Here is a 25,632-nt window from a genome sequence, read left to right as displayed (position 1 = left end):
TTCTCCCGATCGTATATTGCTTGCGCAGCCTCTAAAAAGGCGGCCGTCATCCAAACACTAAATCCCTTTGTGTACCACCTGGCCTTTCACGATGGTGTAGGCCGAGGCACCCTTCATCTGCCAGCCGATAAACGGCGAGTTCTTCGACTTGGTCTCCAGCTTCTCGGCGACCACCGTCCACTCTTTGTTGGGGTCGATGACGGTCACGTCGCCGACGGCACCCGGCTTCAAGGTGCCGCGATCTAGCCCGAGGATCTTCGCGGGGTTGCAGGACATGGCTGCAACCAGCTGCTGAAGATCGAGCACCCCTTCCTCGACCAGTTTGAGCGACAAGGGGAGCGAGGTCTCCAGGCCGACGATGCCGTTCATGGCCAGGTTGAACTCGACATCCTTTTCGTCCAGGTGGTGCGGGGCGTGGTCGGTCGCGATGGCATCGATGGTCCCGTCGGCGAGAGCCGCCTTCATGGCGGCGCGGTCGGCCTCCCCTCTCAAGGGCGGGTTCATCTTCGCGTTGGTGTTGTAGCCGCGCACCGCCTCGTCGGTCAGGGTGAAGTAGTGCGGCGCCGTCTCGCAGGTCACCTGCACCCCGCGCGCCTTGGCGTTGCGGATGATGCGGGCGGACCCTTCCGTGGAGATGTGGGCGATGTGCACCGGGGAACCGGTGAACTCGGCCAGATACACGTCGCGAGCCACCGCGATGTCTTCGGCCGCCCAGGGGATCCCCTTGAGGCCGAGCTCGGTGGAGACGAAGCCTTCGTTCATCACCCCTTCGCCGACCAGCGCGAGGTCTTCCGAGTGGCAGATCACGGCGATGCCGATCCCCTTCGCGTATTCCAGCGCGCGGCGCATCAGCTCGCTGTTGCAGACCGGCTTGCCGTCGTCGGAGACCGCCACGCAACCGGCTTCCTTCATCTCACCCATCTCGGCCAGGGTATCGCCCTTGCTCCCCTGGGTGATGGCACCCACCGGGAAGATGTTGACCAGCGCCTCGTTGCGGGCCTTGTTCAGGATGTAGGAGGTGACCGCCTTGTTGTCGATGACCGGTTTGGTGTTGGGCATGCAGGCCACCGAGGTGAAGCCGCCGGCTGCAGCGGCGCGGCTGCCGGTAGCAAGGTCTTCCTTGTACTCGAGGCCCGGATCGCGCAGATGCACGTGCATGTCGATGAGCCCCGGAGTCACGACGAGCCCGGTGGCATCGATCGTTTCGGTCCCTTCCGGAGCCGAGAGCCCGGTGCCCAACTCCAGCACCACGCCGTCTGCGATGAGAACGTCCATTATTGCATCAATACCCTGGGAAGGGTCAACCACGCGCCCGCCTTTTATCAACACATTCATCTCAAGTACCTCGCTAAGAACCGGAAAAATCCGTTCTAGGTTCTATGTTCTAGGTTCTAAGTTGAAAAGCACCAGGTCAAATTCGGCATACGCTGTAGGTTCAACGTAAAACGTAGAACCTAGAACGTAGAACTTGCAGTTACCCTTCCGCCGGCTCGCCGCCGCAGACGTGGTAGAGCATGGCCATCCTGATAGCGACGCCGTTGGAGACCTGCTTCAGGATGTAAGACTGGTCGCAGTCGGCCACGTACGAGGACATCTCGACGCCGCGGTTGATCGGTCCGGGGTGCATGACGATGGCGCCTGGTTTTGCGAGCTTCAGCACCTCGGGGTTGAGGCCGAAGTAGCGGGCGTACTCCCGCATGCTGGGGAGCAGGGTTTTTCCCTGGCGCTCCAGCTGGATTCTCAGCATCATGACCACGTCGGCCCGATCCACCGCCTCACGCATGTCCTTGCAGACGGTCACGTTCCCCAACCGCTCGATCCCAACGGGCATCATGGTCGGCGGGCCGGCCAGGAAAACCTGCGCCCCCATGGTGGTGAGGCCGTAGATGTTGGAGCGGGCCACGCGGGAGTGGGTGATGTCGCCCACGATGGCGACCTTCAGCCCCTCGATCCTGCCGTACTTCTGGCGCATGGTGAGCATGTCCAAAAGCCCCTGGGAGGGGTGTTCGTGCGCGCCGTCGCCTGCGTTGATCACCGAGCAGGAGACCCGCTTGGCCAGGTACTCGTGGGCACCCGAGATTGAGTGGCGCATCACGATGATGTCCGGCTTCATGGCCAGGATGTTGTTGGCAGTGTCAGAGAGCGTTTCGCCCTTGGTGACCGAACTGGTAGACGCAGTGATGTTGACCGTGTCGCAGGAGAGTCGTTTAGCGGCGATTTCAAAGGAGGTTCGGGTACGGGTAGAAGCCTCGTAGAAGAGGTTGACGACCGTTCTGCCGCGCAAGGTCGGGACCTTTTTGATGTCGCGGCGGTTGATTTCGTCAAGGCTGTCTGCCGTATTGAGGAGCAGTTCGATCTCCTCTTTGGTCAGATCCTTGAGGGCAATGATGTCTTTGTGCCTGAAACCCATGATCCCCCCCTGAAACTCGTAGTGTCAGCAAAATAAATTCAATTCGAACAGGGATGAAGGGGATGAAGGGGATAAAATCTTAAGACTTTCAAGTTTGGTTTTGCCTTTCCCCTAAGGCCTTTCCGCTTTGGGTTTATCCCTTTTATCCCATTCATCCCTGTTAAATGGTTTGTTGTTGCCTTATTTTTGCAGCACGACTTCAGTCGGCTTGTTCTCCGCGTCGAAGACGACCATGATGTTCTCGCTGCGGCTGGTCGGAACGTTGCGGCCTACGAAGTCGGCGCGGATCGGCAGGTCGCGGTGACCGCGGTCCACCAGCACGGCGAGCTGGATGCAGGAGGGACGACCCTGGTCGAAGATGGCGTCCATGGCAGCGCGGATGGTGCGCCCGGTGAAGAGGACGTCGTCCACCAGGACCACCTTTTTACCTTCCACCGAGAAAGGGAGCTCGGTCTTGCCGACCGGCAGGTGCTCGGCATGCCCCTTGATATCGTCGCGGTACATGGTGATATCGACAGCACCCACGGGAACCTCGACGCCCTCGATCTCGGAGAGCCGGCTTGCCAGTTCGTGAGCCAGGTGTACACCACCGGTCCTGATGCCGACCAGCACCAGACCCTCTACCCCTTTATTTTTCTCCAGCACCTCATGGGCTATCCTGGTCAGGGCCCTTTTTACGCCGGTGCCGTCCAGAATTACGGTGTTTTCTGCCATGACGATCTCCTTGGGCGCTCCAGCGCCGCTCATTGTTCATATTGGATCAGTTCGAAAACTGTGAAGTTATTACACCTTAGCATCCCACATCCGGGGCGGTTTCTGCATATAAAAAGAGCCTCTCCGCGCGCAGGCAGAAAGGCTCTTCCAGATAGACTGAGAGTGTAACTTTCTCCACCTTTGCTAACCTCACGGGGCTAATTTAAAAGGTAAGGTAAAAATTTTGGTAAAAGTACCACCGCGACCAGTGAGAGTCAAGGCGAAACTGCACCGCAAACAGCCGAAGAGGATTAGGTTTTACTAAGCGCACTTTCGAAGGTGACAAAGGCGCAACCTACAGCAAACACAGGGTCACAATGCCGGGCGATGCCCGTTGCCTTTTCGTAACGCTCCTGGCAGGCGCAGTCATTTCGGTTGCTGTCAGCACTCCACCGGTGAGCCACCGAGTCCGGTCACTTGCTATCTGCACGGCAAGATGCTATACACTCATGCTGGTTTATGAAACATAACGAAGGTTTTTGCAGAGGCGGCTGTTGTCATGAACCGCACTCAAGCTGCAGAAGTCGCAAAGGAAGAATTGATGCTATCGGGAAAACAGAAGAGATTTCTCCGGGCCCTGGGACATGGGCTTAAGCCGGTTATCACCGTCGGCAAGAGTGATGTAAGCGAGGCGGTGATCCGCGAGACTAACGAGGCACTGGAAAGCCATGAACTCATCAAGGTGAAGATCCTGGAGAGCTGCCTGATCGACCGCCATGAGGTGGCCGAGGAGCTTTGCAACGCGGCCGGCGCCGAACTTGCCCAGGTGCTGGGCAGAACGCTGCTGCTGTACCGTGCGGCGAAAGAGCCCAGGATGGAGCTGCCCAAGAAGTAAGCGGCACACCACCGGTAGGACACAAAAAAGCGGGGGCATTGGCCCCCGCTTTTCGTTTTTGCTGCCATGGTTTTCCAGCGCACCGATCGGATCGATCGGACTGACCGAACCGATCAGCAACGGTGAACGCCGCAGCGCCACCTGCCGCCAGGCCCCCACCCCTACACCCTCTCGTACGGCTCGAACAACCTCTTAAACTCGTCCAGCGCAAAGCGGTCCGTCATGCCGGCGATGTAGTCGCAGATCACCCGCTCGCGCCCTTCGCGCTCCATCTTCTGCTGGTGTCTCAAGGGGAGCAGCGTCGGGTGCTTCACGTACACCTCGAAGAGCTCGGCCAGGTAGCGCTCGGCCTTCACCCGCATGCGCTCCACCTTGTAGTGCCGGTACAGGTTCTGGAACAAAAACCGCTTCAGCTGCGCGTTACGCTTGGCCATCTCGGGGCTGAAGGCGACCACTGGCAGGTTCACCCGGCGCAGGTCCTCCTGGGTCCCTATCTTCAGATTTTCGATGTTGGCGGCGGTCGTCGCGACCAGGTCGGTTATCAGGACGCCGATGAGTGCGCTCACGGTCTGGCAAACGGCACGGTCGGGATCTATCCCCGGGTACTTGCACAGGATCCCCTCGTGGACCTCCTCCCACAGCTCCACGCTGCGCAGCTGCGCCAGGTTGACGTAGCCTGACTTGAGCCCGTCGTCGATGTCGTGGTTGTTGTAGGCGATCTCGTCGGCGAGGTTGATGAGCTGCGCCTCGACGGTGGGGACGGTGCCGGGAAGGAATTCGGCGAAGGCGGTGGTGGGGAGATCGTAGGGGGTGGAGTGTTTGGCGATCCCCTCGCGCACCTCCCAAGAGAGGTTCAGCCCGTTGAAGTTCGGGTAGCGCTCCTCCAACTCGTCCACGACCCGCAACGACTGCAGGTTGTGCTCGAAGCCACCGAACCCCTCCATAAGCCGGTTCAGCACCTCCTCGCCGGTGTGCCCAAAGGGGGTATGGCCAAGATCGTGAGCGAGGGCGAGGGTCTCGGTGAGCTCCTCGTTGAGCCCCAGGCGCCGGGCGATCCCTTTCCCTATCTGCGCCACCTCGAGCGAGTGGGTGAGCCGGGTCCGGTAGTAGTCGCCTTCGTGGTTTACGAAGACCTGGGTCTTGTACTCCAGGCGGCGGAAGGCGGCGCAATGGATGATGCGGTCCCGGTCCCGCTCGTAGGCCGGCCGGTTGTCGCGGAACTCCTCCTGGTACTTGCGCCCACGGGAACTGTCACTGCGGGCCGCATAGCCTGCCAGATCGTTCCGCTCCATCATCTGCCCTTCTCTCATCCACTCCCCCTGTTGAAGAATAGACTCGCCAGCATAAAGACTGCGCCCTACAGCATCGTCAATTACTGGACAAAACTGCCGCCGTGACACAACCGGGAGCGGCAAGAGTCGCTATTTCTGCCCGCGGCTGTCACAAAGCTTGTAATATTCCCGCTATTTATATACGCCCCTCATACACTGTCAACTTTAAAGTTGCCATTGACGCCATGGGTGCATCGTGGTAATAGAGCAGGCTGCAACGCGAGAAGCATGAAAAACCGGTAATATCGACCGGATGAGGGAATAGGTTTTATGCGGGTGATCGCAGGCTCAGCCCGGGGGCGCAGGCTCCTGGCTCCCAAGAACATGCGGGTACGCCCGACCGCGGACCGCGTCAAAGAGGCACTCTTCAGCATCCTGGTGAGCCGCCTGGGCGAGTTCGACGAGATGCGCGTTTTGGACCTCTTTGCCGGCACCGGCAACCTGGGAATCGAGGCGCTCAGCCGCGGCGCCGGATTTGCCGTCTTCGTCGACTCGCACCGCGACTCGGTGCAGCTTGTCCAGAAAAACCTGGAACTCACCCATCTGGGCGCTCAGGCCAAGGTGCTGAACCAGGAGGCGCACGCCGCGCTCAACTGGCTCGCCCGCAGCGAAGCCCCCTTCCACCTGATCTTTCTTGACCCTCCCTATCACGAGGGGCTGGCAGTTCGGGTACTCGAACTGCTCGGGACCTCGCCCCTGGTCGATGCCGGGACCACGGTAGTCGCCGAGTTCGCCACGCAGGAAGATGTCCCTCGCAGCTTCGGCAGGCTGCAGGAGAGCGAGCGCAGGATCTACGGTGATACCGCCCTCTCCTTTCTAACCATCGCAGATCGAGGTGCACAGTGCCCCTGAAACTCGCAGTCTATCCCGGCTCCTTCGACCCGGTCACCTTTGGACACCTGGACATCATCGAGCGCGCCCTGCAGATCTTCGACGGCGTGGTGGTGGCGGTGGCCCGCAACTCGGAGAAGAACTCGCTGTTCAGCGTCCCCGAGCGGCTTGCGCTTCTTTCCGAGATCCTCGCCGACAAGCCCAACTGTTACGTGGAGACCTTCGACGGGCTTTTGGTCGACTTCGTCCAGAAACGCGGCGCCTCGGTGGTGATCCGCGGCCTGCGCGCGGTCTCCGACTTCGAGTTCGAGTTCCAGCTGGCCCAGATGAACCGCTCCATCACCAAGCAGGTGGAGACCCTGTTCATGATGACCTCGGTTCCCTACAGCTACCTCTCTTCCTCGATCGTAAAAGAGGTGAGCTCGCTGAACGGACCGGTGGACAAGCTGGTTCCCCCGCTGGTGAAGGCTGCGCTCAGCGCGAAGTTCAACCGTTCCTGACCCCGTGTCTTGCCAGGGTCACCGGCGTCTGCTACTGTTGCAGGCCAGCAGGCACCCTGGATATTCGATCAAACGCAGTCAACCCAGCATCGGGAGGTTCCAGTGATCACCAAGAACATGACCATTGCGGAAATCCTCAGGCGGCACCCGGAAACGCTCCCCATCTTCGAACGCTACGGCCTCGACTGCTTCGACTGCCAGATCGCCGATTACGAAGAGTTGGAACACGGCGCTTCGGTGCACAAGGTCGACATCGACACCCTGCTCGGCGAACTGAACAGCAAGCTCAGTTCCTGATTCAGGCCTCCCCCCCCTTTAAAACGCCCGTACCCGGTCTCGCCAAGGAGCATCGGGACGGGCTTTTTTCGTGTGCAGCCCGCGCTGCGCAGCCACCTCCGCCTCAGGTACCCCGCACCATCACGCTCCCCATCCCCTCGTTTTACCGTCCGCAGTGCAATTTTCTCTCAAGCAGCACCCCACCGTCGTCGATAATCTTACAGGCGCCTTTAAAAAAAACCCGTGGCGCCGACATCCGGCACAGGAGGAACCTGCTTCCATGAGCAATCTGCCAGCCACACGAACTACTGACACCGAAACCTTCGACGAAATCCAATTGGTGAGTTTCGCACTGGACCAGGAAGAGTACGGCATCAACGTGCTCCTGGTGCGCGAGATCATCCGCATGCTCAGCATCACCCGGGTCCCCAACACGCCGCACTACGTGGAGGGTGTCATCAACCTGCGCGGCAAGGTGATCCCGATCATCGCGCTCAGGCGCAAGTTCAACCTCCCTGAGGCGGAGTATGACAAGCGTACCCGGATCATGGTCATGGAGGTGGTCGGTGAACTGATGGGGTTCATCGTGGACGAGGTTTCCGAGGTGATCAGGATCTCGGAGAAGGAGATCCAGCCGCCCCCTCCGGCCGCCTCGGCGGGACTCGAACAGGAGTGCATGGCGGGGGTAATCAACCAGGCCGAGCGCCTGCTGGTCCTTTTGGATCTGGAACGGATGCTGAGCGACGAGGAGCGCCGCCTGCTAAGCGGAGCGGTGTAAGCGGGACGGATACCCTCCGGACGCAGAAAGAGGGCTCCGACCGTGGTCGGCGCCCTCTTGTCGTGGCGAGGCGAGCCTCGGCGGCCGTTTTTTCGCTAGAGTATCCGGCTACCGAACAGGGAAGCTGCCAACTCGACGGCGATCTTCGCGGTCTGGTTGCGCTGGTCCAGGATGGGGTTGATCTCCACGATATCCAGGGAGGCCAGGCGCCGGGAGTCGGCGATGATCTCCATGAGCAGCTGCGCCTCGCGGTAGGTGAGACCGCCCGGCGAGGTGGTGCCGACCCCGGGGACCTCCAGGGGATCGAGGGCGTCCAGGTCGAGGCTTACGTGCAGGCGGCTTAGGTGCTCAAGCCGCTCCACCGCCTCGCGGGCCACGGTCCCCATGCCGCGCTCGTCGATCTCACGCATGGTGTAGGTGGCGATCCCGCTCTCCTTGAGGCGCTGGCGCTCCTGGGGATCCAGCTCGCGGATCCCGATCATCACCACGTCGGTCACCTGGAGTTTGGGACCGATGCGCCCCAACTGCACCAGTTCCGGAAACCCCTGCCCCATGAGGGCGGCGAGCACCATGCCGTGGATGTTTCCCGACGGCGAGGTCTGCGGCGTGTTGAAGTCGCCGTGGGCGTCGATCCAGATCACCCCGGCCGGCTCGTGATGGGTCACTCCCCCGATGGAGCCGAGCGCCATGGAGTGGTCGCCCCCCATGAAAAGCGGCAGGAAGCCGTCCTCTACCGCCCGGCGCCCCGCCTGGTACACCGCATCGCAGACCCGCCGGATGGAGGGGAGGTAGTGCAGTTCGCGCTCGCTGCCCAAGACGTCGCGCACCGGCACCTCGAGGTTCCCCTGGTCCTCCACCTGGTAACCCAATCCGCTTAAGCGCTCGGCGATCCCCGCATAGCGCAGGGCACCAGGCCCCAGGTCGACGCCGCGTTGGGTCTGGCCAAGGTCGACCGGTACCCCGATGATCCGCACCATTTCCCCCCTGCCGATTTCGTCAGACACGTCCCCTCACCCCCTCAGATTGTTCCAGAGGTTCACCATGAAATCCTGCGCGTTGGTCAGGATGGCAACCGCCTGTGCCGAGCCCCGGTTGGCGAGCTTGTCAACGCAGAACTCCGTCATGTCGACCACGTAGAAGAAAACCGGGCGCACCGTACCGTCGTCCAGCACATGGTAGCTGGGAACCATGTTGCCAAAGGCAATGGAGTGCAGCTGGGTCGCCATCGCGATCACCGTGGTCGCCATTTTGGCATGAACCCGCATGGCGTCCTGCGCTTGGTAGGTATCGCCGATCACCTCGGGAAGCGGCCCGTCGTCCCGGATCGAGCCGGCCAGGACGTACGGGATCCCCCGTTTCTCGCAGGCATACATGATGCCGTCGCGCAGGTTCAGCTCCTCGATGGCGGCCGGGATGCTGCCGCGCTGGCGCACCTCGTTGATGATGTCCAGGTGGTTGTAGTGCCCCATAGGCTGGAAGGCCTGGGTGTAGATGTCCTGGCCAAGGCCGGTCCTGAAGCGCGCGGCCTCCAGATCGTGCGTGGCCAGGGCATTTCCCGCCAACAGGGCGTGGCAGTAGCCGCTTTCGATGAGCCCCTGCATGGCGCTTCGGCTGTCCATGTCGAAGGCGACCGCAGGCCCCAGCACCCAGACGATGTAGCCGGTGTCGCGGTCGTGCCTGAGCACCTGGTAGAGTTCGTCGTAGCTGCGGGAGAACGGGGTCTCGCGGGTGCCGCGGTTTCTGAAGGAAAACTTGTCGGCGAAGTGTTCGGAAAGCGGCTCGAACCCCGAAATGTGCAGGTAGATCCCCTCTTCGCCGTTTTCGGTGCGCCCCAGCACCACCGGGTCACCGGCCCGCACCCGGCGCGGTTCCACCACCTCGAGCTCCCGGCCGCGCAGCACCATCACCGAGTCCATGCGGCTTTGCCGGGCCAGTATCCACTCGCCGTTTCCCAGGTGCACGTACTCTGGGTGGTTCGAGGTGGCGTGGTAGTTTTTGGGCAGGACCCCGTCCTTTGGGGCTGCGGCGGTCTGGACCACTGGGGCGTGGGCCAGCCCGAGCCGGTTGAAATCGGGGGGGGTGTATTCCGGTATCACCTCGTGTGTTGTCGCCACGGCGCGTCCTCCTGTTTAGGAGCCGGTCATCCTCATGCGGATGCCGGCGCATCGCTTACTCTAGCACCGCTCATTGAAGTTACAACCTGGCGCCCTGTCCTTGCTTTTCCTACACAACCGACCGCAAATCCCAACGGACAGAGCCAGCTCCTGGCGTAAATACCACCCACTCAAGATCGGCTGCCTCGCGCGCCTCAACAGTTCTTGATCCATTGAGGATTACTCTAGCACATCCAGGTGCTGATTAGTGATCCGCCATTGAAAGACTCAGGGCGGGTAGCGCCACTACAGCATTTCTTACATCCCACCAACCGGAATGTAGGGTAAAAGGCCGCCCACTATCGTTAAAGATAGCGCGAGCCATCACCGATAATCTTACAGAAACCAACAGTTCACTTACGGAGGAATTGCATGAGTATTTGGATGAACCTCAAGGTCCAGACCAAGACCATGGTACTGGTAGCTCTCGCCACGTTGTCCCTGGTTCTCATGATGGCCACAGGCCTTGTCAAGATGCACCACATGGCTGGAAACGAAGAGGATATGAGTACCGCAGTGCGGCACGTAGCCCTGCTCAACGACCTCAAATTCAGCCTGAGCGCGATACGTCTGAACCTGGTCTACATGATGGTGTTGGAGGCCCCGGACCGACTCAAGGAGAAGGCGGCAGATACAGCCAAACGCCGGCAAGCTATCGAAGAGGGGATAGCGAAGTTCCAAAAAGAGGATCTCAGCACCAAGGAAAAGGAACTCATCGGCGCCTTCAGCCAGGGGATCGCCGACTACTGGAAAGAGGCCGCGAAACTTGAACAGATGACGATCGCCAGCGCGGGGATCCCCCAAAAGCGTGCGGAGGCCGTCAAGTTCGCCACGGAAACCGTGGCGCCGCTCGGCGCGAAGCCGGTGCAGGCGATTGCCGACCTGGTCAAGATGAACGTCGACGAGGCGGCGAAAACGTACCAGGAGGACCTGGCCAACTACCAGAGATCCCGGGTGGTTCTCATCGTTTTAGCTGCAATAGCGGGGCTTTTCATGGTGATCATCGGCACCCTGATCGCCAAATCGATCAGCACGCCTTTGAAGATGGTATTCGACACCCTCGCGCAGGTGGCCGACGGGGACCTTACCGCGCGTTCCGGCATCAAAAGCCGGGACGAGATGGGGCTTTTGGCCGGAGAGGTGAACGAAATGGCCGGGCGGCTGCAGGGGATCATGGAACAGGTAGCCAGAAACAGCGTGGAGGTAGCTGCGGCTGCGGGCGAATTGCAGAACACCGCCCAGCATATCGCCACAAGTGCCGAGGAACTGGCCGCCCAGGCGGGAACCGTCGCGACCGCCAGCGAGGAGATGGCCGCCACCTCCTCGGAGATCGCCATTAACTGCCAACACGCCGCCGACAGCAGCGACATCGCCAACCACAGCGCCGAAGGAGGCGCGCGGGTCGTGCAGCAGACCGTCCAGGTCATGGAGCGGATCGCGGATCAAGTCAGGACCTCTGCGGGTACCGTCGCGGGACTCGGGGAGCGCAGCGACCAGATCGGCGAGATCGTGGCGACCATCCAGGACATTGCCGACCAGACCAACCTCCTGGCCCTCAATGCAGCCATCGAAGCGGCGCGCGCCGGCGAGCAGGGACGCGGGTTTGCCGTGGTCGCCGACGAGGTGCGCGCCCTGGCAGAGCGCACCGCGCGCGCCACGAGCCAGGTCTCCCAGATGATCGGCGCGATCCAGAGCGAAACCCGCCAGGCGGTAAATAGCATGGAGGCCGGGGTGCGGGAGGTGGAAAACGGCACCCGCGAGGCCGCCAAATCAGGGGACTCACTCAAGGAGATCCTGAACCAGATCAACGAGGTCACCCTCCAGGTTAGCCAGATCGCCACATCTGCCGAGGAGCAGACCGCCACCACCGGCGAGATCACCCAGAACCTGCAGCAGATCACCGAGGTGGTGCACGAAACCTCCCGCGGAGCGCAGACCTCGGCGGGGGCCGCCAGTGAACTCGCCCGGCTGGCCGATGAACTGCACGCCCTGGTGGGACAGTTCAAGCTCGCCTGAGTTAACCCTCCGGCGCCAGAGTGGTCCGGGGGGCAACGCCCTCAATGCTCTGGCGCCGGTCACTTGTCGAGCAGCCTCGAGGCCGCCCGGGAAAAGGGCAGCTCCGCTGCCGTGTCGAGAGCCCCGACCGGAATCGAGATTCAAGAAATCACTCAACGGGTCGAAAAGGTCTACAGATTGCGGCCTGAGCTGACGGCAACCTCCCGGATTCCGGGCAATGGTTTTCAGCGCCTCCGGGCACACCAACCGCGGGAGAAGCGGCTTCCCGGCGAGGGTACTATGAGACTCGAATCGCTCATCATCGGCTACGCGGTACTGGTCACGGTTCGGTTCTTCCTGCGCGCTTTCAAGACGACCCTGCAGGAATGGCTGTTAAGAACCGAGCCGAACCAGAATTCATGGGAGGAAGACCTCCTCTTGGCGCACGGCGTGCGCGGTCCGCACAGCGCGAATACAACCCCACCAACAGCCTCCAAGCGTTGAGAAATCCCTTTACTTTCACCTGTTGCTCCTATATCATTCATTAGTTAACCTCCCCTTGATAAAGGACAATATGGTACTATCGCACATTCGCAACTTCTCGATCATCGCCCATATCGACCACGGCAAATCCACCATCGCTGATCGCCTCCTCGAGTTCACCGGCACGCTGAGCGCCCGGGACAAGCAGGACCAGTTCCTCGACAAGATGGACCTGGAGCGCGAGCGCGGCATCACCATCAAGGCGCAAACCGTTCGACTCAACTACCGCGCCGATGACGGCAAGGATTACGTCCTGAACCTCATCGACACTCCGGGCCATGTCGACTTCACCTACGAGGTCTCCCGCTCCCTCACCGCCTGCGAGGGGGGGCTCCTGGTCGTGGACGCCTCCCAGGGTGTCGAGGCGCAGACGCTTGCCAACGTGTACCTGGCCCTCGACGCCGATCTCGAAGTGTTCGTGGTCCTGAACAAGATCGACCTTCCCGCCGCCGAGCCCGAGCGCGTCAAGCAGGAGATCGAGGAGATCATCGGTCTCGACACCCACGACGCGGTGCTCGCCAGCGCCAAAGAAGGGATCGGCACCAAGGAGATCCTCGAGGAGATCGTCAAGAAGATCCCGCCGCCGCAGGGCGAACCGGACAAGCCGTTGAAGGCGCTCCTCTTCGACTCGTGGTACGACCAGTACCAGGGTGTCATCATCCTGGTGCGCATCGTGGACGGCACCGTTAAAAAGGGCGACAAGATCCAGCTCATGTCGAACCGGCGCAGCTACGAGGTCCTGAAGGCCGGCGTCTTCTCTCCCGAGATGCGCGAGGTCCAGGGGCTCAGCGCGGGCGAGGTCGGTTTCATCATCGCCGGCATCCGCGAGGTGGCCGACGCCAAGGTCGGCGACACCGTGACGCTTTTGCACAACCCCTGCGATGCCGCCCTCCCCGGCTACAAGGAAGTGAAGCCGATGGTGTTCTCGGGGCTCTACCCGATCGACACCTCGCAGTACGAGCAGCTGCGCGACGCGCTTGCCAAGCTGAAACTGAACGACTCCTCCTTCTCCTATGACCCTGAGACCTCACTGGCGCTGGGCTTCGGCTTCCGCTGCGGCTTTTTGGGTCTGCTTCACATGGAGATCATCCAGGAGCGCCTGGAACGCGAGTTCAACCTTGAACTCATCACCACAGCCCCGACGGTTGTCTACAACGTGCACCACCCCGACAGCAGCATGACCCAGATCCAAAGCGCGAACCAGCTCCCGCCGGTCCAGGAGATCGCCTACCTGGAGGAGCCCTTCATCCTCGCCTCCATCCACGTGCCCAACGACTTCGTGGGCGGGATCCTGGCCCTTTGCGAGGAGAAGCGCGGGGTGCAGCGCGAGATCAAGTACCTGACCCCCACCCGCGTCATGGTGGTCTACGAGCTCCCCTTGAACGAGGTGGTGCTCGACTTCTACGATCGCCTGAAATCGATCACCAAGGGGTACGCCTCGCTCGACTACGAGATGCTCGACTACCGTCAAAGCGACCTGGTGCGCCTCAACATCATGATCAACGGCGAAGTGGTGGACGCCCTGTCCCTCATCATCCACAAGGACAAGGCCTACTACCGCGGCCGGGAACTGGTCTCCAAGATGAAGGAGCTCATCCCGCGCCAAATGTTCGAGATCGCCATCCAGGCGGCGGTGGGCGCCAAGGTCATCGCGCGCGAGACCGTGAAGGCACTGAGAAAAGACGTCCTCGCCAAGTGCTACGGCGGCGACATCACCCGTAAGCGCAAGCTGTTGGAAAAGCAGAAGGAAGGCAAGAAACGCATGAAGAACGTCGGCAACGTGGAACTCCCCCAAGAGGCGTTCCTGGCGATTCTGAAGGTTGAAGGATAGCCCACTTTCGGATGGCTGACGCCCTCCAACTCACAAAGGGGAACAACTGGTAATGGAAGATTTGAAGAACGTCGCAAGCGAAAACGAAACTGCGAAGGCACCCAAGGCTGCACAGGGCAAACATATCGTTCGGGAGTACGCCGAATCGATCGCTATTGCCATCCTGCTCGCGCTGGTGATCCGCACCTTCATCGTACAGGCATTCAAGATCCCCTCCGGCTCCATGGAGGACACCCTGGCCATCGGCGACCACATCCTGGTCAACAAATTCATCTACGGGGCGAAGCTCCCCTTCACCAACACCCGCATCGTCAAGCTGCGCGACCCGCGCCAGGGCGACGTGATCGTCTTCGAGTACCCTGAGGATCCTTCCAAGGACTTCATCAAGCGGGTGGTCGGCGTCCCCGGGGACACGGTCGAGGTGAAGCACAAGCGGGTCTACGTGAACGGCAAGCTCTACGCGAACCCGCACGAGATCCACAAGGAGAACGAAGAGATCCCCAAGGAGGCCAACCCGCGCGACAACAAGGACGCCGTGGTGGTCCCGCCCAACTCCTACTTCGTGATGGGCGACAACCGGGACCGCTCCTACGACAGCCGTTTCTGGGGCTTCGTAGGCAAGGACGCCATCAAGGGGCTCGCCTTCATCAAGTACTGGTCCTGGGACAAGGACAAGTTCCGCGTCCGCTTCAACTCCATCGGGAAGCTCATAAACTAGAAGAGGTTGAGGTTAAAGGTTGAGGTTGACAAAAGGCCCATCGGGAAATCCGATGGGCCTTTTGTTGCCCCGGGTAACCGGCTCGCCACCGTACCAGTAATGCAACCGTGGGGGCGAATAATCATTCGCCCCCCACGGATCTATCCCTCGGAAAGCCACGATCAGCCATGAAAAAAGCCCCTGTCCAGAACTGGACAGGGGCTTTTACTTTGGGGGAGCGCGGACCTTACGCCAGGTCCTGAACCGCCTTGTAGATGATGTCGAACAGTTCCGGGATGTCCTTCTCGGCGATGCAGGAGAAGGCAATCCTCAGGTCGTGCTTCGCAGTCGAGATGGCACCGACGCCGTACTTGTCCAGGAGGTGCAGGCGCAGCTTCTCGGCCTCGACCGCCTTAAGCTTCAGGCACATGAAGTAGCCGGAGTTGAACGGGTAGTAATCCCAGGCCTTCTCGTACTTACCGCTGTTCAGGACTTCCTTGGTCTTCAGCGCGCGCCCTTTCATGATCTGGAACTTCTCTTCCTTCTGCTTCAGGAAGTCGGGCGAGCGGAGCGCCTCGATGACGAAGGTCTGCGACGGGTGCGGGCAGTTGGAGATGCGGGCGCGGATGATCCCCATCGCCTTTTTCTCGAGCGAGTTCATCACCGGCGCGTTCTCGTAGTCGTTGCCGTCGGCGAAGGTGATGAAGCCGGTACGAAAGCCCCAGACGAACTCTTCCTTGGTAGCGCCGTCCAGCTTAATGGCCAGGATGCGCGGGTGCAGGTTGGCCAGTTTGCCGAACAGGGACTCCTTCAGGCTGTCCTCGTAGAAGAGGCCGAAGTAGGCGTCGTCGGTGATGGCGACCACGTTGCAGCCCCCCTCGGCGACTTCCTTGATGGCGGCAACCAGCGCCTCGCCCTCGGCAACAGTCGGGGTGTAGCCGCTCGGGTTGTTCGGGAAGTTAAGGAGTACAACCACCTTCCCCTTCTCTTCCGCGGAGTTCTGCAGGGTCGTCTTGAAGGCGTCGATGTCGTAGCCCCCGGTCACGGTGAAGGTCGGGTGCTTCTTCACGATGGCGCCGCAGCAGGTAGTGAAGGTCAGGTTGTAGTTGCCCCAGAGCATATCCGGCAGGATCAGGTGGTCACCCTTGTCGATGAACATGTCGGCGACGATGGAGAGGCCGTGGGTCAGCGCGTTGGTGACGATCGGGTTGCTGAAATGCTTCCCGAGCTGGCTCGGGTTCTCGCGCAGCTGCTTCTCCCTCCAGAGGCTCCGCAGCTCCGGCTTTCCCGCCGGCGGCGCGTAGGGGAAGATGTCCTTGGGATCGAAGCCGGAGAGCTTGTCCTGGATGCAGGAGAGGTACATCGGGCCGCCGTTCTCGGTGGCAATACCGATGGTGGCGTTGAATTTGTGGGCCTTTTCCTTGGCTTCCGCCGACTGGGTCAGGATACCCTTGGGGAAGAAGAGGTTTTTACCGAGATCGGACAGCATTTCCAGCACGTGCGGGCTGTGCTGGGCAAGAGCCTCGTTCAGTTCTGCGGCCAACGGGTTCATGTAGTTCCTCCTGGTGAAGTGATTGATTATTGCGAAGGTTAGTACCTAGTTGGACAACGTTTTAATTGAAAACGCAATTTAAACGTGTCGTAGACAACTTGTCAACGGGAATGTGGGAGTAGAGGCGGGCGGTGCTAATTAAATTGCAGAGAACCGAAATGTCACCCAGAAAGGGATCCAAATACAAGGGGCGAACACATGGTCCGCCCCTTCACAACTACCCAAAGTTACAGCGGCTCTTACCGCCCCAGCAGTTGCTCCATGAGGCGGAACCCTTCGGCGACATGAACGCCGGTCCCCTTCGCGGAGATCTCGTCGTAGCCCGCGACACCCGGTTTTTCGGCCTCTTCCCCGCTGTAGATCACGAACGGGACGGCATCGGAGGTGTGGGTCATGAGCGCGAGCGGCGTCGGGTGGTCCGGGGCGCAGAGGACGCGGTACTCGCCGAACTGTTTGAGCCCTTCGAGGACCGGCCCGACGATCAGCTCGTCGAAGAGTTCGATCGCCTTCAGCTTATCGGCGAGTTTTCCGGAGTGCGAGGCCTCGTCGGGCGCCTCCACGTGTACGAATACGAAGTCGCGCTCTTTCAGCGCCTCAACGGCGGCAGAGGCCTTTCCAGCGAAATTGGTGTCCAGGTAGCCGGTAGCGCCGGGGACTTCGATGATATCCAGACCGGCATAAACCCCGATCCCCTTGATGAGGTCGACAGCCGAAATGACCGCGCCGGAGAGCCCGAACTTATCCCGGTAGTTCGCCATGGCGGGCGCCTTCCCCAGCCCCCAGGGCCAGATCGAGTTGGCCGGCGTTTCGCCGGCCGCGAGGCGCCGCTTGTACTGCGGGTGGTTGTTAAAGATGAGCTGCGAGCTGTTCATAAGCTCGATGAGCTTCTCGGCCCCTTCCCCCTTTGGGAAGTGCATGATGACGTCCTGACCGGTGATGTCGTGCGGAGGGGTTGCCTTGATCTGGGTGTTGCCGCCGTGCCAGACCAAAAGGTGCCGGTAGCTCACCCCGGGGTGGAAGGAGAATTCGTCGTTACCCAGCTGACGCTGCAGCTCCTCAACCAGCTCGCGGCCGTCGGCAGTGGAGATGTGCCCTGCCGAGTAGTCGTTCATGGTGAGCCGGCCGGCACGGGCATCGAGGTTCACCAGGTTGATCCGGAAGGCGACATCGTCGGGGCCCAGCGAAACGCCCATGCTGGCAGCTTCCAGCGGCGAGCGCCCCGTGTAGCACTCGACCGGGTTATAGCCGAACATCGAGAGGTTCGCGACGTCGGATCCCGGCGGGTAGCCCTGGGGAACCGTCTGGGCGAGGCCGAGGGTACCGCGGCGCGCCATGAAATCCATATTCGGGGTCTTCGCCGCCTGCAGCGGAGTCTTCCCGTCCAAAGTTTTTATCGGCTGGTCCGACATGCCGTCGCCCAGCAGCACAACGTACTTCATGAATCGGGTCCTCTTGTCCTGGGTAAGTTATGGGAAAGCGTGGATAGCTTTATGAGATTTTAGTCACCGGGGTTGGTATAGCATGAATAAGAGCAGTAACACAAGAAACGGTGACCGAAAAAGGTGAGTGTCGGGTGAATAATCACCCCCTAGCCCCTGATCCCTGTTTCCCCCCTCCCTACCCCCTGGGATGGAACTCGCCGTGCAGGCGCTTGAGCCGCTCGCGGGTCACGTGGGTGTAGATCTGGGTCGAGGAGAGGTCGGCGTGCCCCAGCATGATCTGCACGCTCCTGAGGTCGGCGCCGTTCTCCAGGAGATGGGTGGCAAAGGAGTGGCGCAGGGTGTGCGGGGAGATGGCGGTGCTGATGCCGGCCTGCAGCGCGCGCTTCTTGATGATGTTCCAGAAGGCCTGCCGGGTCATCCCCTCGCCCAGGCGGCTCACGAAGAGGTTGCGGCTCCCCTTGCCGCGCAAGAGCTCCTCGCGCGCCTCCTCGAGGTAGCGGCTCACCGCCTGGCAGGCACTCTCCCCGATCGGGACCAGCCGCTCCTTGTTCCCCTTCCCCATGGTCATCAGGTAGCCGGCAGAGAGGTTCACCTCGGCAAGCGACAGCCCCACCAGTTCGGAAACCCGCAATCCCGTGGCGTAGAGCAACTCCAGCATGGCGGTGTCGCGCTGTTCGATGGCTCCGGGTCCGCGCGCGGCGGCCAAAAGCGCCTCGACCTGGCGGCTGTTCAGCACCGCGGGGAGCTTGTGCACCCCTTTCGGGGCCTCGATGATGGAGCTGGGGTTGAGTTCGCAGTACCCCTCCACCACCAGGAAGCGGTGCAGCATGCGCAACGCGGAAAGGGCGCGTGCCCGGGAGCGCGGCGCCATCCCCTGGCCCTTCAGGTGCGCCAGGTAGCCCGCAACGTCGCTGGGGCGGATCTGGTCGGGGGTACGGTTACCGAGGTAGGAAAGGTAGCGGGCGAGGTCGCGGCTGTAGGCGGCCACGGTGTTGGCCGCGGCCCCCTTCTCCACCAGGAGGTAATTCAAAAAGAGGTCGAGGTACTGATCCACTAGCTGTCGATGGCGGCCAGAAGATCCCGGCGGATCTCGTCGAGTTTCTCTGCATCGCTGATCTTCTGCCCGAAGATGTCCTTCACGTAGAAGACGTCGGCCACCTGGTCCACCTTGGTGGAGATCTTGGAGACGCCGATGTAGAGACCGAGCCGGGTCAGGGTGCTGGTGATCGAGTAGAGGAGCCCCACCTTGTCGTGGGCGTAGATGTCGATGACGGTGTAATCGCCGGAGACCTCGTTGTCAATCTCCACGCGCGCCGGCATGGTCGGCTTGGCCTTCTCGGAGAGGATGCTGGGGCGGTGCCGCTTGGCCACCAGTGCATCCACCTTTACCTCGCCCCTCAAGACCTGGCGCAGGTCGGATTCCAGGCGCGACCAGCGCCCCTCGTCGGTGATCACGAACCCCTGGGGCGAGTTGACCTGCAGGATGTCCAGCACCTTGCCGTTTTTGTTGGTGTGGATCTGGGCACCCAGGATGTTCATGCCGTTGGCGGCCATCACCCCGGTGATCATGGAAAAGAGCCCGGGGATATCGTAGGTGCAGATGGTGCAGTTGGTGTACCCCTTGTCCACCTCGTGGCCGAGTTTCAGTTCCAGGGTGTGCTCGCTGGAGAGGCCGAGCAAGATCCTCATGTGACCGGCGATGATCTCGGGGCTGTAGGAGAGCAGGTGCCTCGTGGAGAGGGCCTGCAGTTCGTCCTTGATGGGCTGCGCGGGAAAGTCGCTGCTGAGCAGGTCGTACACCGCACGCTTCACGCGGCGCACCCGGTCGCCGGAGGCCTCGAGCTTGAAGTCGCCGCGTTCGAGCACCTGGAAGGCCTTCTCGTAGAGTTCCTGCAGGAGAAGCCCCTTCCATTCGGTCCAGACGTCCGGTCCCACCGCCTTGATGTCGGCATAGGTCAAGAGGTAGAGCATCTTCAGGTTCTCGCTCTTCTCCATCTGGCGGGCGAACTGGATGATCATCCCCTCGTCGTGCAGGTCGCGGCGCTGGGCGATGTGGGCCATCAACAGGTGCTGGCGCACCAGGAACTGCAGGCGCTCGCTGTCTTCCTTGGTGAGCCCCATGCGGCGGGCGATGGTCTTGGAAAGTTCGGCGCCCAGTTCGGCGTGGCCGCCCCCGCCCCCCTTGCCGATGTCGTGCAGCATGACCGCCAAAAGCAGCAGCCAACGCTTGTCGATCTCCTTGGCAAGCTGGGTTAAAAGCGGCAGGTCGTCCTTGTGCTCGCCGTGCCAGAGCTTGGTGATCTCTTCGACCGCGAAAAGGGTGTGGGTGTCGACGGTGTAGATGTGGTAGGCGTCGTGCTGGACCTTGCAGTTGATCCGTTCGAACTCGGGGATGTAACGGTTCAAAAAGCCCAGGTGGTGCATCTGCTGCAGAGTCTCGTAGACACTCTTGTCGCACTGCAGGATGTTGCAGAAGGAGGTGTGGGCCTCCTTGGAGCGGCGGAACTTGTCGTTCACCAGGTCCAGGTTGTCGCGGACCAGCCCCTTGGTGGATACCGAGATCTCCACCCCCTGTTTCTGGGCGAACTCGAAGATGCGCATGAGCCGGATCGGATCCTTCTGGATCACGGTCTCGTCAGGGACCACGAGCTCCCCCTTCATGACGTAGAACCCCTCGCCCACCGGCCGGCGGGTGAAGTAGCCCAGGAACTTGCGGGCCCCCTCGTCGCGCTGGCTGCACTTGGTGATCAAGACCGAGGCGAAATGCTCGACCCGGTTGGCGTGCAGGTAGAAGTCCTGCATGAACTGCTCGACGGCGAGCACCTTGCCGCGGTCCTCGTAGCCGAAGAAGCGGGCGAGCGAGATCTGGGCGTCGAAGGTGAGCTGGTCGTTTTTCCGGCCGGCCGCGTAGTGCAGTTCGTTCCTGATGCGCCACAGGTAGTTGAGCGACGAGTAGTAGACGGCGATGTCCTCTTCGGAGAGCACCCCCTTGATCACCAGCTCGCGCGGCTCGTCCACCTTGTACTTCACCTTGGCGACCCACATGGCGGTGTGCAGGTCGCGCAGGCACCCCTCCCCTTCCTTCAGGTTCGGTTCCAGGATGTAGACGCTCGAGCCGTACTTCTCGCGCCGCTTCTTGAGTTCCTCGATCTTCTCGCCGATGAAGGCGTCGCTCCTCTTGGCGAGCACCTGGCTCACCATCACCTTCTTCAGCTCGTGAAAAAGGCTCTCGCTGCCGTGCAAGAGCCTCGCATCCAGAAGTGCGGTCTTTACCGTCACGTCCCCGTTGGCCATCTCGACGCAGTCCTGGATGGTACGCACCGAGTAGCCCACGTCCAGGCGCAGGTCCCACAGGAAGTAGAGCAGGCGGTTCGCCACCTCCTCGACCCGCTTGGAATCCTTCCCCTTGTAGAGGAACATGAGGTCGAGGTCCGAGTACGGGTTCAGCTCGCCGCGCCCGTACCCCCCCACGGCGATGAGGGCCAGCTCGCCGGACTTGCCGGTGATCTGGAAGTCGTCGGAGAGCGCGGTGAAGAGGCGCACCACCAGGGCATCGGTCATCGCGGTGATGGCCTGCACCACGTGGATGCCGTCGTCGCCTTCGCGGTGGCTGCGCTTCAGCTCTTCCCGGTAATGCTCGAGGAACTCCCGCGCGGCGGCCAGGTAGGCGCCGCGTTTCTCCTCGAAACTCTTGCCGTCACCTTTGAGGGACTCGCTCAGGTACCCGTTGATGTTGAGCCGCATTCATTCTTCCTTTGCGATCCTTACGACCTGCAACACGCCGGGGAACTTCTCGATGTCGGCTACTTCCAGAGTCTCGGTATCGCCGATCACCCCGATGATGACCCGGTTGGCGCCGGTGGACTGGTGGATGTCGAATCCCCGGTCGATGAGGTAGGCCTTGATCTCTTCCTGGGCTGCCATATCGGCCGTCTTGCGCATGACAATCAGCACGAATGTATCCTCCTTTAGTGATCGCCGCGGGTCATGATGCGCTCCAGGCGGCGCGATTCGTCGATGACCCTCTCGAAGAGCCTCACGATGGCCTGATCGTCCAGAGGGCCCTGGTTCTCCGAGGCCATGCGCTGGAAGATGCGCTTCTCGCGGGCCGGGTCGTACACCGGCAGGTCGAGCCCCTTCTTGATCTCGCCGATCCTGAGGGCGAGCGAGGCGCGCTCGTTGAAGATGCGCAACAGTTCCGAGTCCAGCCGGTCGATCTCTGCCCTGATCTCGTCGATGGTCATGAGAACCTCTAAAACCCTTTCTTTAAGTAGGTGTCGCGTTGCCAGTTCACGTCGTCGACGCCCGGATGATCGATGTTGTAGTTGAGTCCGCGCGATTCTTTCCTGAGCTGGGCGCAGGAAACGATGAGCTTGGCCACCGTGGCGATGTTCCTCAGTTCGATGAGATCGCTCGTCACGATGAAATTCCAGTAGTACTCCTCGATTTCGCGCTGGATCAGATCGATGCGGTGCATGGCGCGCTCCAGCCGCTTGTCGGTGCGCACGATCCCCACGTAGTTCCACATGAAGCGCCTGATCTCGTCCCAGTTCTGGGAGACCACCACCATCTCGTCAGAGTTGGTCGCGGTGCCGCAGTCCCAGTGGGGAATTTCCGGCGTGTTGAAGCTCTCTTTTTTCAGCACCTCGACTGCGTGCTTGAAGGCGCGCCCCGCGTAGACCGCGGCCTCTAAAAGCGAGTTGGATGCCAGGCGGTTGCCGCCGTGCAGGCCGGTGAAGGCGACCTCACCGATGGCGTAGAGGTGTTTTACGTCGGTCTCCGCGTCGTCGTTCACCGCGACCCCGCCGCACAGGTAATGTGCCGCCGGCACAACCGGGATCATGTCCTTGGACATGTCGATGCCGAACTCGAGGCAGGTCTGGTAGATGTTGGGGAAGCGCTGGGTGATGTACTCGGCGCCGCGGTGCCTGATGTCGAGGTAGACGCAGTCGTCGCCGTGGGTCTTCATCTCGTTGTCGATGGCGCGGGCCACGATGTCGCGCGGCGCCAGGTCCTTCAAGGGGTGGTAGCGCTCCATGAAGGCGGTGCCGTCCCGACGCTTGAGGATCGCCCCCTCGCCGCGCACCGCTTCCGAGATCAGAAAGCTGCGAGCGGTCGGGTGGTAGAGGGTCGTCGGGTGGAACTGCATGAACTCCATGTTGGCCACGGTGGCCCCGGCGCGGTAGGCCATGGCGACGCCGTCGCCGGTAGCCACGTCGGGGTTGCAGGTGTAGAGATACACCTTCCCCGCCCCTCCGGAGGCGAGGAGCGTGATGCGCGACGCGAAGGTCTTCACCTTCTCGGCCTTGATGTCCAGCACGTGGGCACCCAGGCAGCGGTTCTCTTTAAGGGGCTGTTTGAGGACCTTCGCCTCGGTGATGAGGTCGATGGCGATGTGGTTTTCGTAGATGGTGATGTTGGGGTGCTTGGCGACGGCGGCGACCAGGGCGCGCTCGATCTCGCGGCCGGTGACGTCCTCGGCATGCAGGATGCGCCGGGCGCTGTGCCCCCCCTCGCGGGTCAAGTCGTAGCCACCTTCGTTCATGGTGAACTGGACGCCCCACTCGATCAGGTTCCTGATCACCTGGGGACCCTCCTCGACCACCATGCGCACCACGTCCTCGTGGCAGATGCCGGCGCCGGCAACCAGGGTGTCCTGCACGTGGGCGTCGAAGGTATCTTCATTCGAGGAGACCGTGGCGATCCCGCCCTGGGCGTAGTTGGTCGCCGATTCGGCTATCTCACGCTTGGTAACCACGGCGACGCTGCCGTGGGCGGCAGCCTGCAGGGCGAAAGAGAGCCCGGCAATCCCGCTGCCGATCACCAGAAAATCGCTTTGCTGCTTCATGCATCCCCCGATCTAAACCGTATACATAACGGCTATGGCGTTCAGAAAACTGGCAAATTATTGATCTCCCCCGGATTTTTGTCAAGGCATTTCGGGCGCGACTGGCACAATAGGCCTTGAATTAATCTGGCAATTCGTCTATATGTCTTCAGGGCGTCACTGCTTTTTGCCAGATGCCAAAGGAAGGTTTTTGCAACTTGAAAGCACACCTCGTCACCCACATGCTGATACTGGCGGTGCTGACGTTTTCCAGCTTAGCGCACGCCGATATTTATCGTTATGAGGATCCCGACGGGACCCTTCACTTTACCGACGCCCCTACGGACAAGCGGTTCAAAGTGTTCATGCGGGACATCAAGAAGGACAGGAAGTTACGGACCGCCTTCAAGCTCCCCGGTTACGCCCGTTACCCGGCCCAGTTCGAGCCGATCATCCTGGCCTGTTCCCGGGAGTTCGGGGTGGATAGTTCTCTTGTGAAGGCCGTGATCCACGCCGAGTCCGGCTACAACCCGACCGCAGTTTCCTCTAAGGGGGCCCAGGGTCTCATGCAGCTCATGCCGAGCACGGCCAAGGGACTCAAGGTGGCTGACAGCATGGACCCCGGGGACAACATCCGCGGCGGGGTGCGTTACCTGCGCTTTCTTCTGGACACCTTCAAGGGGAACGAGTCCCTGGCGTTGGCCGCTTACAACTCCGGGCTTTCCAAGGTGGCCAAGTACGGCGGCATCCCCCCCTATCCCGAAACCCAGCAGTACGTAGCCAAGGTGCTGAGCTACCGAAATAACTACCGCTAAAGGCCTACTATTCCATGTCGAAACCGGCACCACCGCAAGTAATGAACCTGCCCAACATCCTCACCATGGGGAGGATTGCGGCGATACCCCTTCTGTGCATCCTGCTCCTCTCCCCGGAGCGCACCCCCTGTTTCTGGGCGGCGGCCCTCTTTGCAGCCGCCTCGGTCACCGACTGGCTGGACGGCTACCTGGCCCGGCGCATGGGGATCGTCACCGTCTTCGGGAAGTTCCTCGACCCCATCGCCGACAAGCTGATCGTCATGGCGGCGCTCATCATGATCCTCCCGTTCGACCGGGTGCCGGCCTGGATGGTGCTGGTCATTCTGGGGCGCGAGATGATCATCACCGGCTTGCGCGGCATCGCCTCCACCGAGGGGATCGTCATTCCGGCTTCTAACTTGGGGAAGTTCAAGACCATCTTCCAGTTGGTCGCTATCATCGGTCTGCTCTTGCACTACGACTATCGCTGGTTCTTCTCAGTCGATCATCCTCTGTTAGTGGTGAACATGCACAACGTCGGGATGTTCTACCTCTGGATCGCCACCATCATAACTATCTGGTCCGGCGTCGATTACCTCTACAAGTTCATGAGAGTGATTGTGAAGTAGCGTGAGTGCAGGCGGGATTTGTCGCAGATAGTGAAAATTTGAGGTTGACAGCCAAAGCGAATCAGGTTATAAACGCGTCTCCATTGAAGGAAACGGCGGCATGGCCAAGTGGTAAGGCAAAGGACTGCAAATCCTTTATTCCCCGGTTCGAATCCGGGTGCCGCCTCCAAAGAAACCTAAGGCTTACAGAGCGATCTGTAAGCCTTTTTTCGTATCGCGCCCCCCTTGGCCCTTAGTGACGGGAACCGGCTTCCCCCGCGCCTTCCCCCGCGCCTTCCCCCGCGCCTTCCCCCGCGCCTTCCCCCGCGCCTTCCCCCGCGCCTTTCCCCGCCCCTGACTCGCCCCTGACTCGCCCCTGACTCGCCCCTGACTCACCCCCTGACTCGCCCCTGACTCACCCCCTGACTCACCCCCTGACTCACCCCCTGACTCACCCCCTGACTCACCCCCTGACT

24 protein-coding genes and 1 tRNA gene are annotated in these 25,632 nt (G+C 61.2%); 12 read left to right on the top strand and 13 right to left on the bottom strand.

The genetic code is table 11. From position 1 onward, the window contains the following. Nucleotides 1-57: 57 nt before the first annotated feature. The 3 genes from GMST_RS18515 to pyrR all read right to left on the bottom strand — a co-directional run bounded on the left by GMST_RS18515 (nt 58) and on the right by pyrR (nt 3,124). Complete coding sequence (locus GMST_RS18515) at nt 58-1,335, bottom strand: dihydroorotase (RefSeq protein ID WP_183356191.1); 1,278 nt, start codon at nt 1,333-1,335, stop codon at nt 58-60. A 139-nt stretch (nt 1,336-1,474) separates the two neighbouring features. After that, nucleotides 1,475-2,410: an aspartate carbamoyltransferase catalytic subunit gene (locus GMST_RS18510; protein WP_183356190.1), complete on the bottom strand. Its 936-nt coding sequence runs from the start codon at nt 2,408-2,410 to the stop codon at nt 1,475-1,477. Between the two features lie 180 nt (nt 2,411-2,590). After that, entirely contained in the window at nt 2,591-3,124 is a 534-nt protein-coding gene (gene pyrR, locus GMST_RS18505) for a bifunctional pyr operon transcriptional regulator/uracil phosphoribosyltransferase PyrR (protein ID WP_183356189.1), read from the bottom strand. 580 nt (nt 3,125-3,704) lie between these two features. Between pyrR and yhbY the strand changes: the two genes are divergently transcribed. Next, nucleotides 3,705-3,998: a ribosome assembly RNA-binding protein YhbY gene (gene yhbY, locus GMST_RS18500; protein ID WP_183356188.1), complete on the top strand. Its 294-nt coding sequence runs from the start codon at nt 3,705-3,707 to the stop codon at nt 3,996-3,998. Between the two features lie 161 nt (nt 3,999-4,159). On the opposite strand, the gene GMST_RS18495 is transcribed toward yhbY, so the two are convergent. Continuing rightward, nucleotides 4,160-5,308 carry a deoxyguanosinetriphosphate triphosphohydrolase gene (locus tag GMST_RS18495; RefSeq protein ID WP_183356187.1) on the bottom strand — a complete coding sequence of 383 codons (1,149 nt, stop codon included), beginning with the start codon at nt 5,306-5,308 and terminating at the stop codon, nt 4,160-4,162. Between the two features lie 291 nt (nt 5,309-5,599). On the opposite strand from GMST_RS18495, the gene rsmD reads away from it, so the two are divergent. The 4 genes from rsmD (at nt 5,600) to GMST_RS18475 (ending at nt 7,714) form a co-directional block, all read left to right on the top strand. Beyond that, nucleotides 5,600-6,181 (top strand): 16S rRNA (guanine(966)-N(2))-methyltransferase RsmD, encoded by a 582-nt coding sequence (rsmD, locus tag GMST_RS18490; protein WP_183356186.1) that lies wholly within the window; start codon nt 5,600-5,602, stop codon nt 6,179-6,181. Next, complete coding sequence (coaD, locus tag GMST_RS18485) at nt 6,172-6,660, top strand: pantetheine-phosphate adenylyltransferase (RefSeq protein ID WP_183356185.1); 489 nt, start codon at nt 6,172-6,174, stop codon at nt 6,658-6,660. The genes rsmD and coaD overlap by 10 nt, the downstream gene beginning before the upstream one ends. Nucleotides 6,661-6,762: 102 nt before the next feature. Beyond that, on the top strand, nt 6,763-6,957 hold the full coding sequence (locus GMST_RS18480) for a DUF1858 domain-containing protein (RefSeq protein WP_183356184.1): 195 nt from the start codon (nt 6,763-6,765) through the stop codon (nt 6,955-6,957). Nucleotides 6,958-7,216: 259 nt separating this feature from the next. After that, on the top strand, nt 7,217-7,714 hold the full coding sequence (locus GMST_RS18475; RefSeq protein ID WP_183356183.1) for a chemotaxis protein CheW: 498 nt from the start codon (nt 7,217-7,219) through the stop codon (nt 7,712-7,714). 95 nt (nt 7,715-7,809) lie between these two features. Here GMST_RS18475 and rocF read toward each other — a convergent pair whose 3' ends face one another. Both rocF and GMST_RS18465 read right to left on the bottom strand, forming a co-directional pair. Then, entirely contained in the window at nt 7,810-8,718 is a 909-nt protein-coding gene (gene rocF / locus GMST_RS18470) for an arginase (protein WP_246399844.1), read from the bottom strand. A 6-nt stretch (nt 8,719-8,724) separates the two neighbouring features. Further along, nucleotides 8,725-9,828, bottom strand: a complete 1,104-nt coding sequence (locus GMST_RS18465) for a putative NPN-dependent ornithine cyclodeaminase (protein ID WP_183356182.1) — start codon at nt 9,826-9,828, stop codon at nt 8,725-8,727. 411 nt (nt 9,829-10,239) lie between these two features. Between GMST_RS18465 and GMST_RS18460 the strand changes: the two genes are divergently transcribed. From GMST_RS18460 to lepB, 4 genes are all read left to right on the top strand, one after another. Beyond that, a complete protein-coding gene (locus tag GMST_RS18460; protein ID WP_183356181.1) occupies nt 10,240-11,883 on the top strand; it encodes a methyl-accepting chemotaxis protein in 1,644 nt (547 codons plus the stop codon). Nucleotides 11,884-12,162: 279 nt separating this feature from the next. Beyond that, nucleotides 12,163-12,366 (top strand): hypothetical protein, encoded by a 204-nt coding sequence (locus GMST_RS18455; RefSeq protein ID WP_183356180.1) that lies wholly within the window; start codon nt 12,163-12,165, stop codon nt 12,364-12,366. A 70-nt stretch (nt 12,367-12,436) separates the two neighbouring features. Then, nucleotides 12,437-14,236, top strand: coding sequence for a translation elongation factor 4 (gene lepA, locus GMST_RS18450; protein WP_183356179.1), 1,800 nt, complete (start codon nt 12,437-12,439; stop codon nt 14,234-14,236). 52 nt (nt 14,237-14,288) lie between these two features. Continuing rightward, nucleotides 14,289-14,954, top strand: a complete 666-nt coding sequence (lepB, locus tag GMST_RS18445) for a signal peptidase I (protein WP_183356178.1) — start codon at nt 14,289-14,291, stop codon at nt 14,952-14,954. Nucleotides 14,955-15,180: 226 nt separating this feature from the next. On the opposite strand, the gene GMST_RS18440 is transcribed toward lepB, so the two are convergent. From GMST_RS18440 to nadB, 7 genes are all read right to left on the bottom strand, one after another. Continuing rightward, complete coding sequence (locus GMST_RS18440) at nt 15,181-16,485, bottom strand: aminotransferase class I/II-fold pyridoxal phosphate-dependent enzyme (RefSeq protein WP_183356177.1); 1,305 nt, start codon at nt 16,483-16,485, stop codon at nt 15,181-15,183. Nucleotides 16,486-16,724: 239 nt separating this feature from the next. Next, nucleotides 16,725-17,924 carry a cofactor-independent phosphoglycerate mutase gene (locus GMST_RS18435; protein ID WP_183356176.1) on the bottom strand — a complete coding sequence of 400 codons (1,200 nt, stop codon included), beginning with the start codon at nt 17,922-17,924 and terminating at the stop codon, nt 16,725-16,727. A gap of 178 nt (nt 17,925-18,102) precedes the next feature. Then, the gene (xerD, locus tag GMST_RS18430; RefSeq protein WP_183356175.1) at nt 18,103-18,981 is read right to left on the bottom strand and encodes a site-specific tyrosine recombinase XerD; all 879 of its coding nucleotides are present in this window, start codon (nt 18,979-18,981) and stop codon (nt 18,103-18,105) included. Further along, complete coding sequence (gene glnD, locus GMST_RS18425; protein ID WP_183356174.1) at nt 18,981-21,671, bottom strand: [protein-PII] uridylyltransferase; 2,691 nt, start codon at nt 21,669-21,671, stop codon at nt 18,981-18,983. Before glnD ends, xerD begins: the two co-directional genes overlap by 1 nt. Then, the gene (locus GMST_RS18420; RefSeq protein WP_183356173.1) at nt 21,672-21,881 is read right to left on the bottom strand and encodes a hypothetical protein; all 210 of its coding nucleotides are present in this window, start codon (nt 21,879-21,881) and stop codon (nt 21,672-21,674) included. A gap of 14 nt (nt 21,882-21,895) precedes the next feature. Beyond that, entirely contained in the window at nt 21,896-22,171 is a 276-nt protein-coding gene (locus tag GMST_RS18415) for a chorismate mutase (protein ID WP_183356172.1), read from the bottom strand. Between the two features lie 8 nt (nt 22,172-22,179). Then, a complete protein-coding gene (gene nadB / locus GMST_RS18410; protein ID WP_183356171.1) occupies nt 22,180-23,775 on the bottom strand; it encodes an L-aspartate oxidase in 1,596 nt (531 codons plus the stop codon). A gap of 221 nt (nt 23,776-23,996) precedes the next feature. Here nadB and GMST_RS18405 point away from each other — a divergent pair, with 221 nt between their 5' ends. From GMST_RS18405 to GMST_RS18395, 3 genes are all read left to right on the top strand, one after another. Next, on the top strand, nt 23,997-24,569 hold the full coding sequence (locus GMST_RS18405) for a lytic transglycosylase domain-containing protein (RefSeq protein WP_183356279.1): 573 nt from the start codon (nt 23,997-23,999) through the stop codon (nt 24,567-24,569). 41 nt (nt 24,570-24,610) lie between these two features. Next, nucleotides 24,611-25,177: a CDP-diacylglycerol--glycerol-3-phosphate 3-phosphatidyltransferase gene (gene pgsA / locus GMST_RS18400; RefSeq protein WP_371873141.1), complete on the top strand. Its 567-nt coding sequence runs from the start codon at nt 24,611-24,613 to the stop codon at nt 25,175-25,177. 94 nt (nt 25,178-25,271) lie between these two features. Next, a tRNA-Cys gene (locus tag GMST_RS18395) sits at nt 25,272-25,346 on the top strand. Nucleotides 25,347-25,632 lie beyond the last annotated feature (286 nt).

The sequence above is a fragment of the Geomonas silvestris genome, from assembly GCF_014193515.1.
Lineage (GTDB): Bacteria > Desulfobacterota > Desulfuromonadia > Geobacterales > Geobacteraceae > Geomonas > Geomonas silvestris.
Note: the sequence above shows the minus strand (reverse complement) of the source record. Positions and strands in the feature narration are given on the sequence as shown.

Bases quoted from the DNA above. Each gene is read 5' to 3' on its own strand.
- GMST_RS18515 (WP_183356191.1), bottom strand. From the start codon at position 1,335: ATGAATGTGTTGATAAAAGGCGGGCGCGTGGTTGACCCTTCCCAGGGT.
- GMST_RS18510 (WP_183356190.1), bottom strand. From the start codon at position 2,410: ATGGGTTTCAGGCACAAAGACATCATTGCCCTCAAGGATCTGACCAAA.
- pyrR (WP_183356189.1), bottom strand. From the start codon at position 3,124: ATGGCAGAAAACACCGTAATTCTGGACGGCACCGGCGTAAAAAGGGCC.
- yhbY (WP_183356188.1), top strand. From the start codon at position 3,705: ATGCTATCGGGAAAACAGAAGAGATTTCTCCGGGCCCTGGGACATGGG.
- GMST_RS18495 (WP_183356187.1), bottom strand. From the start codon at position 5,308: ATGAGAGAAGGGCAGATGATGGAGCGGAACGATCTGGCAGGCTATGCG.
- rsmD (WP_183356186.1), top strand. From the start codon at position 5,600: ATGCGGGTGATCGCAGGCTCAGCCCGGGGGCGCAGGCTCCTGGCTCCC.
- GMST_RS18475 (WP_183356183.1), top strand. From the start codon at position 7,217: ATGAGCAATCTGCCAGCCACACGAACTACTGACACCGAAACCTTCGAC.
- GMST_RS18460 (WP_183356181.1), top strand. From the start codon at position 10,240: ATGAGTATTTGGATGAACCTCAAGGTCCAGACCAAGACCATGGTACTG.
- GMST_RS18455 (WP_183356180.1), top strand. From the start codon at position 12,163: ATGAGACTCGAATCGCTCATCATCGGCTACGCGGTACTGGTCACGGTT.
- lepA (WP_183356179.1), top strand. From the start codon at position 12,437: ATGGTACTATCGCACATTCGCAACTTCTCGATCATCGCCCATATCGAC.
- lepB (WP_183356178.1), top strand. From the start codon at position 14,289: ATGGAAGATTTGAAGAACGTCGCAAGCGAAAACGAAACTGCGAAGGCA.
- GMST_RS18440 (WP_183356177.1), bottom strand. From the start codon at position 16,485: ATGAACCCGTTGGCCGCAGAACTGAACGAGGCTCTTGCCCAGCACAGC.
- GMST_RS18435 (WP_183356176.1), bottom strand. From the start codon at position 17,924: ATGAAGTACGTTGTGCTGCTGGGCGACGGCATGTCGGACCAGCCGATA.
- glnD (WP_183356174.1), bottom strand. From the start codon at position 21,671: ATGCGGCTCAACATCAACGGGTACCTGAGCGAGTCCCTCAAAGGTGAC.
- GMST_RS18415 (WP_183356172.1), bottom strand. From the start codon at position 22,171: ATGACCATCGACGAGATCAGGGCAGAGATCGACCGGCTGGACTCGGAA.
- nadB (WP_183356171.1), bottom strand. From the start codon at position 23,775: ATGAAGCAGCAAAGCGATTTTCTGGTGATCGGCAGCGGGATTGCCGGG.
- GMST_RS18405 (WP_183356279.1), top strand. From the start codon at position 23,997: ATGCTGATACTGGCGGTGCTGACGTTTTCCAGCTTAGCGCACGCCGAT.
- pgsA (WP_371873141.1), top strand. From the start codon at position 24,611: ATGAACCTGCCCAACATCCTCACCATGGGGAGGATTGCGGCGATACCC.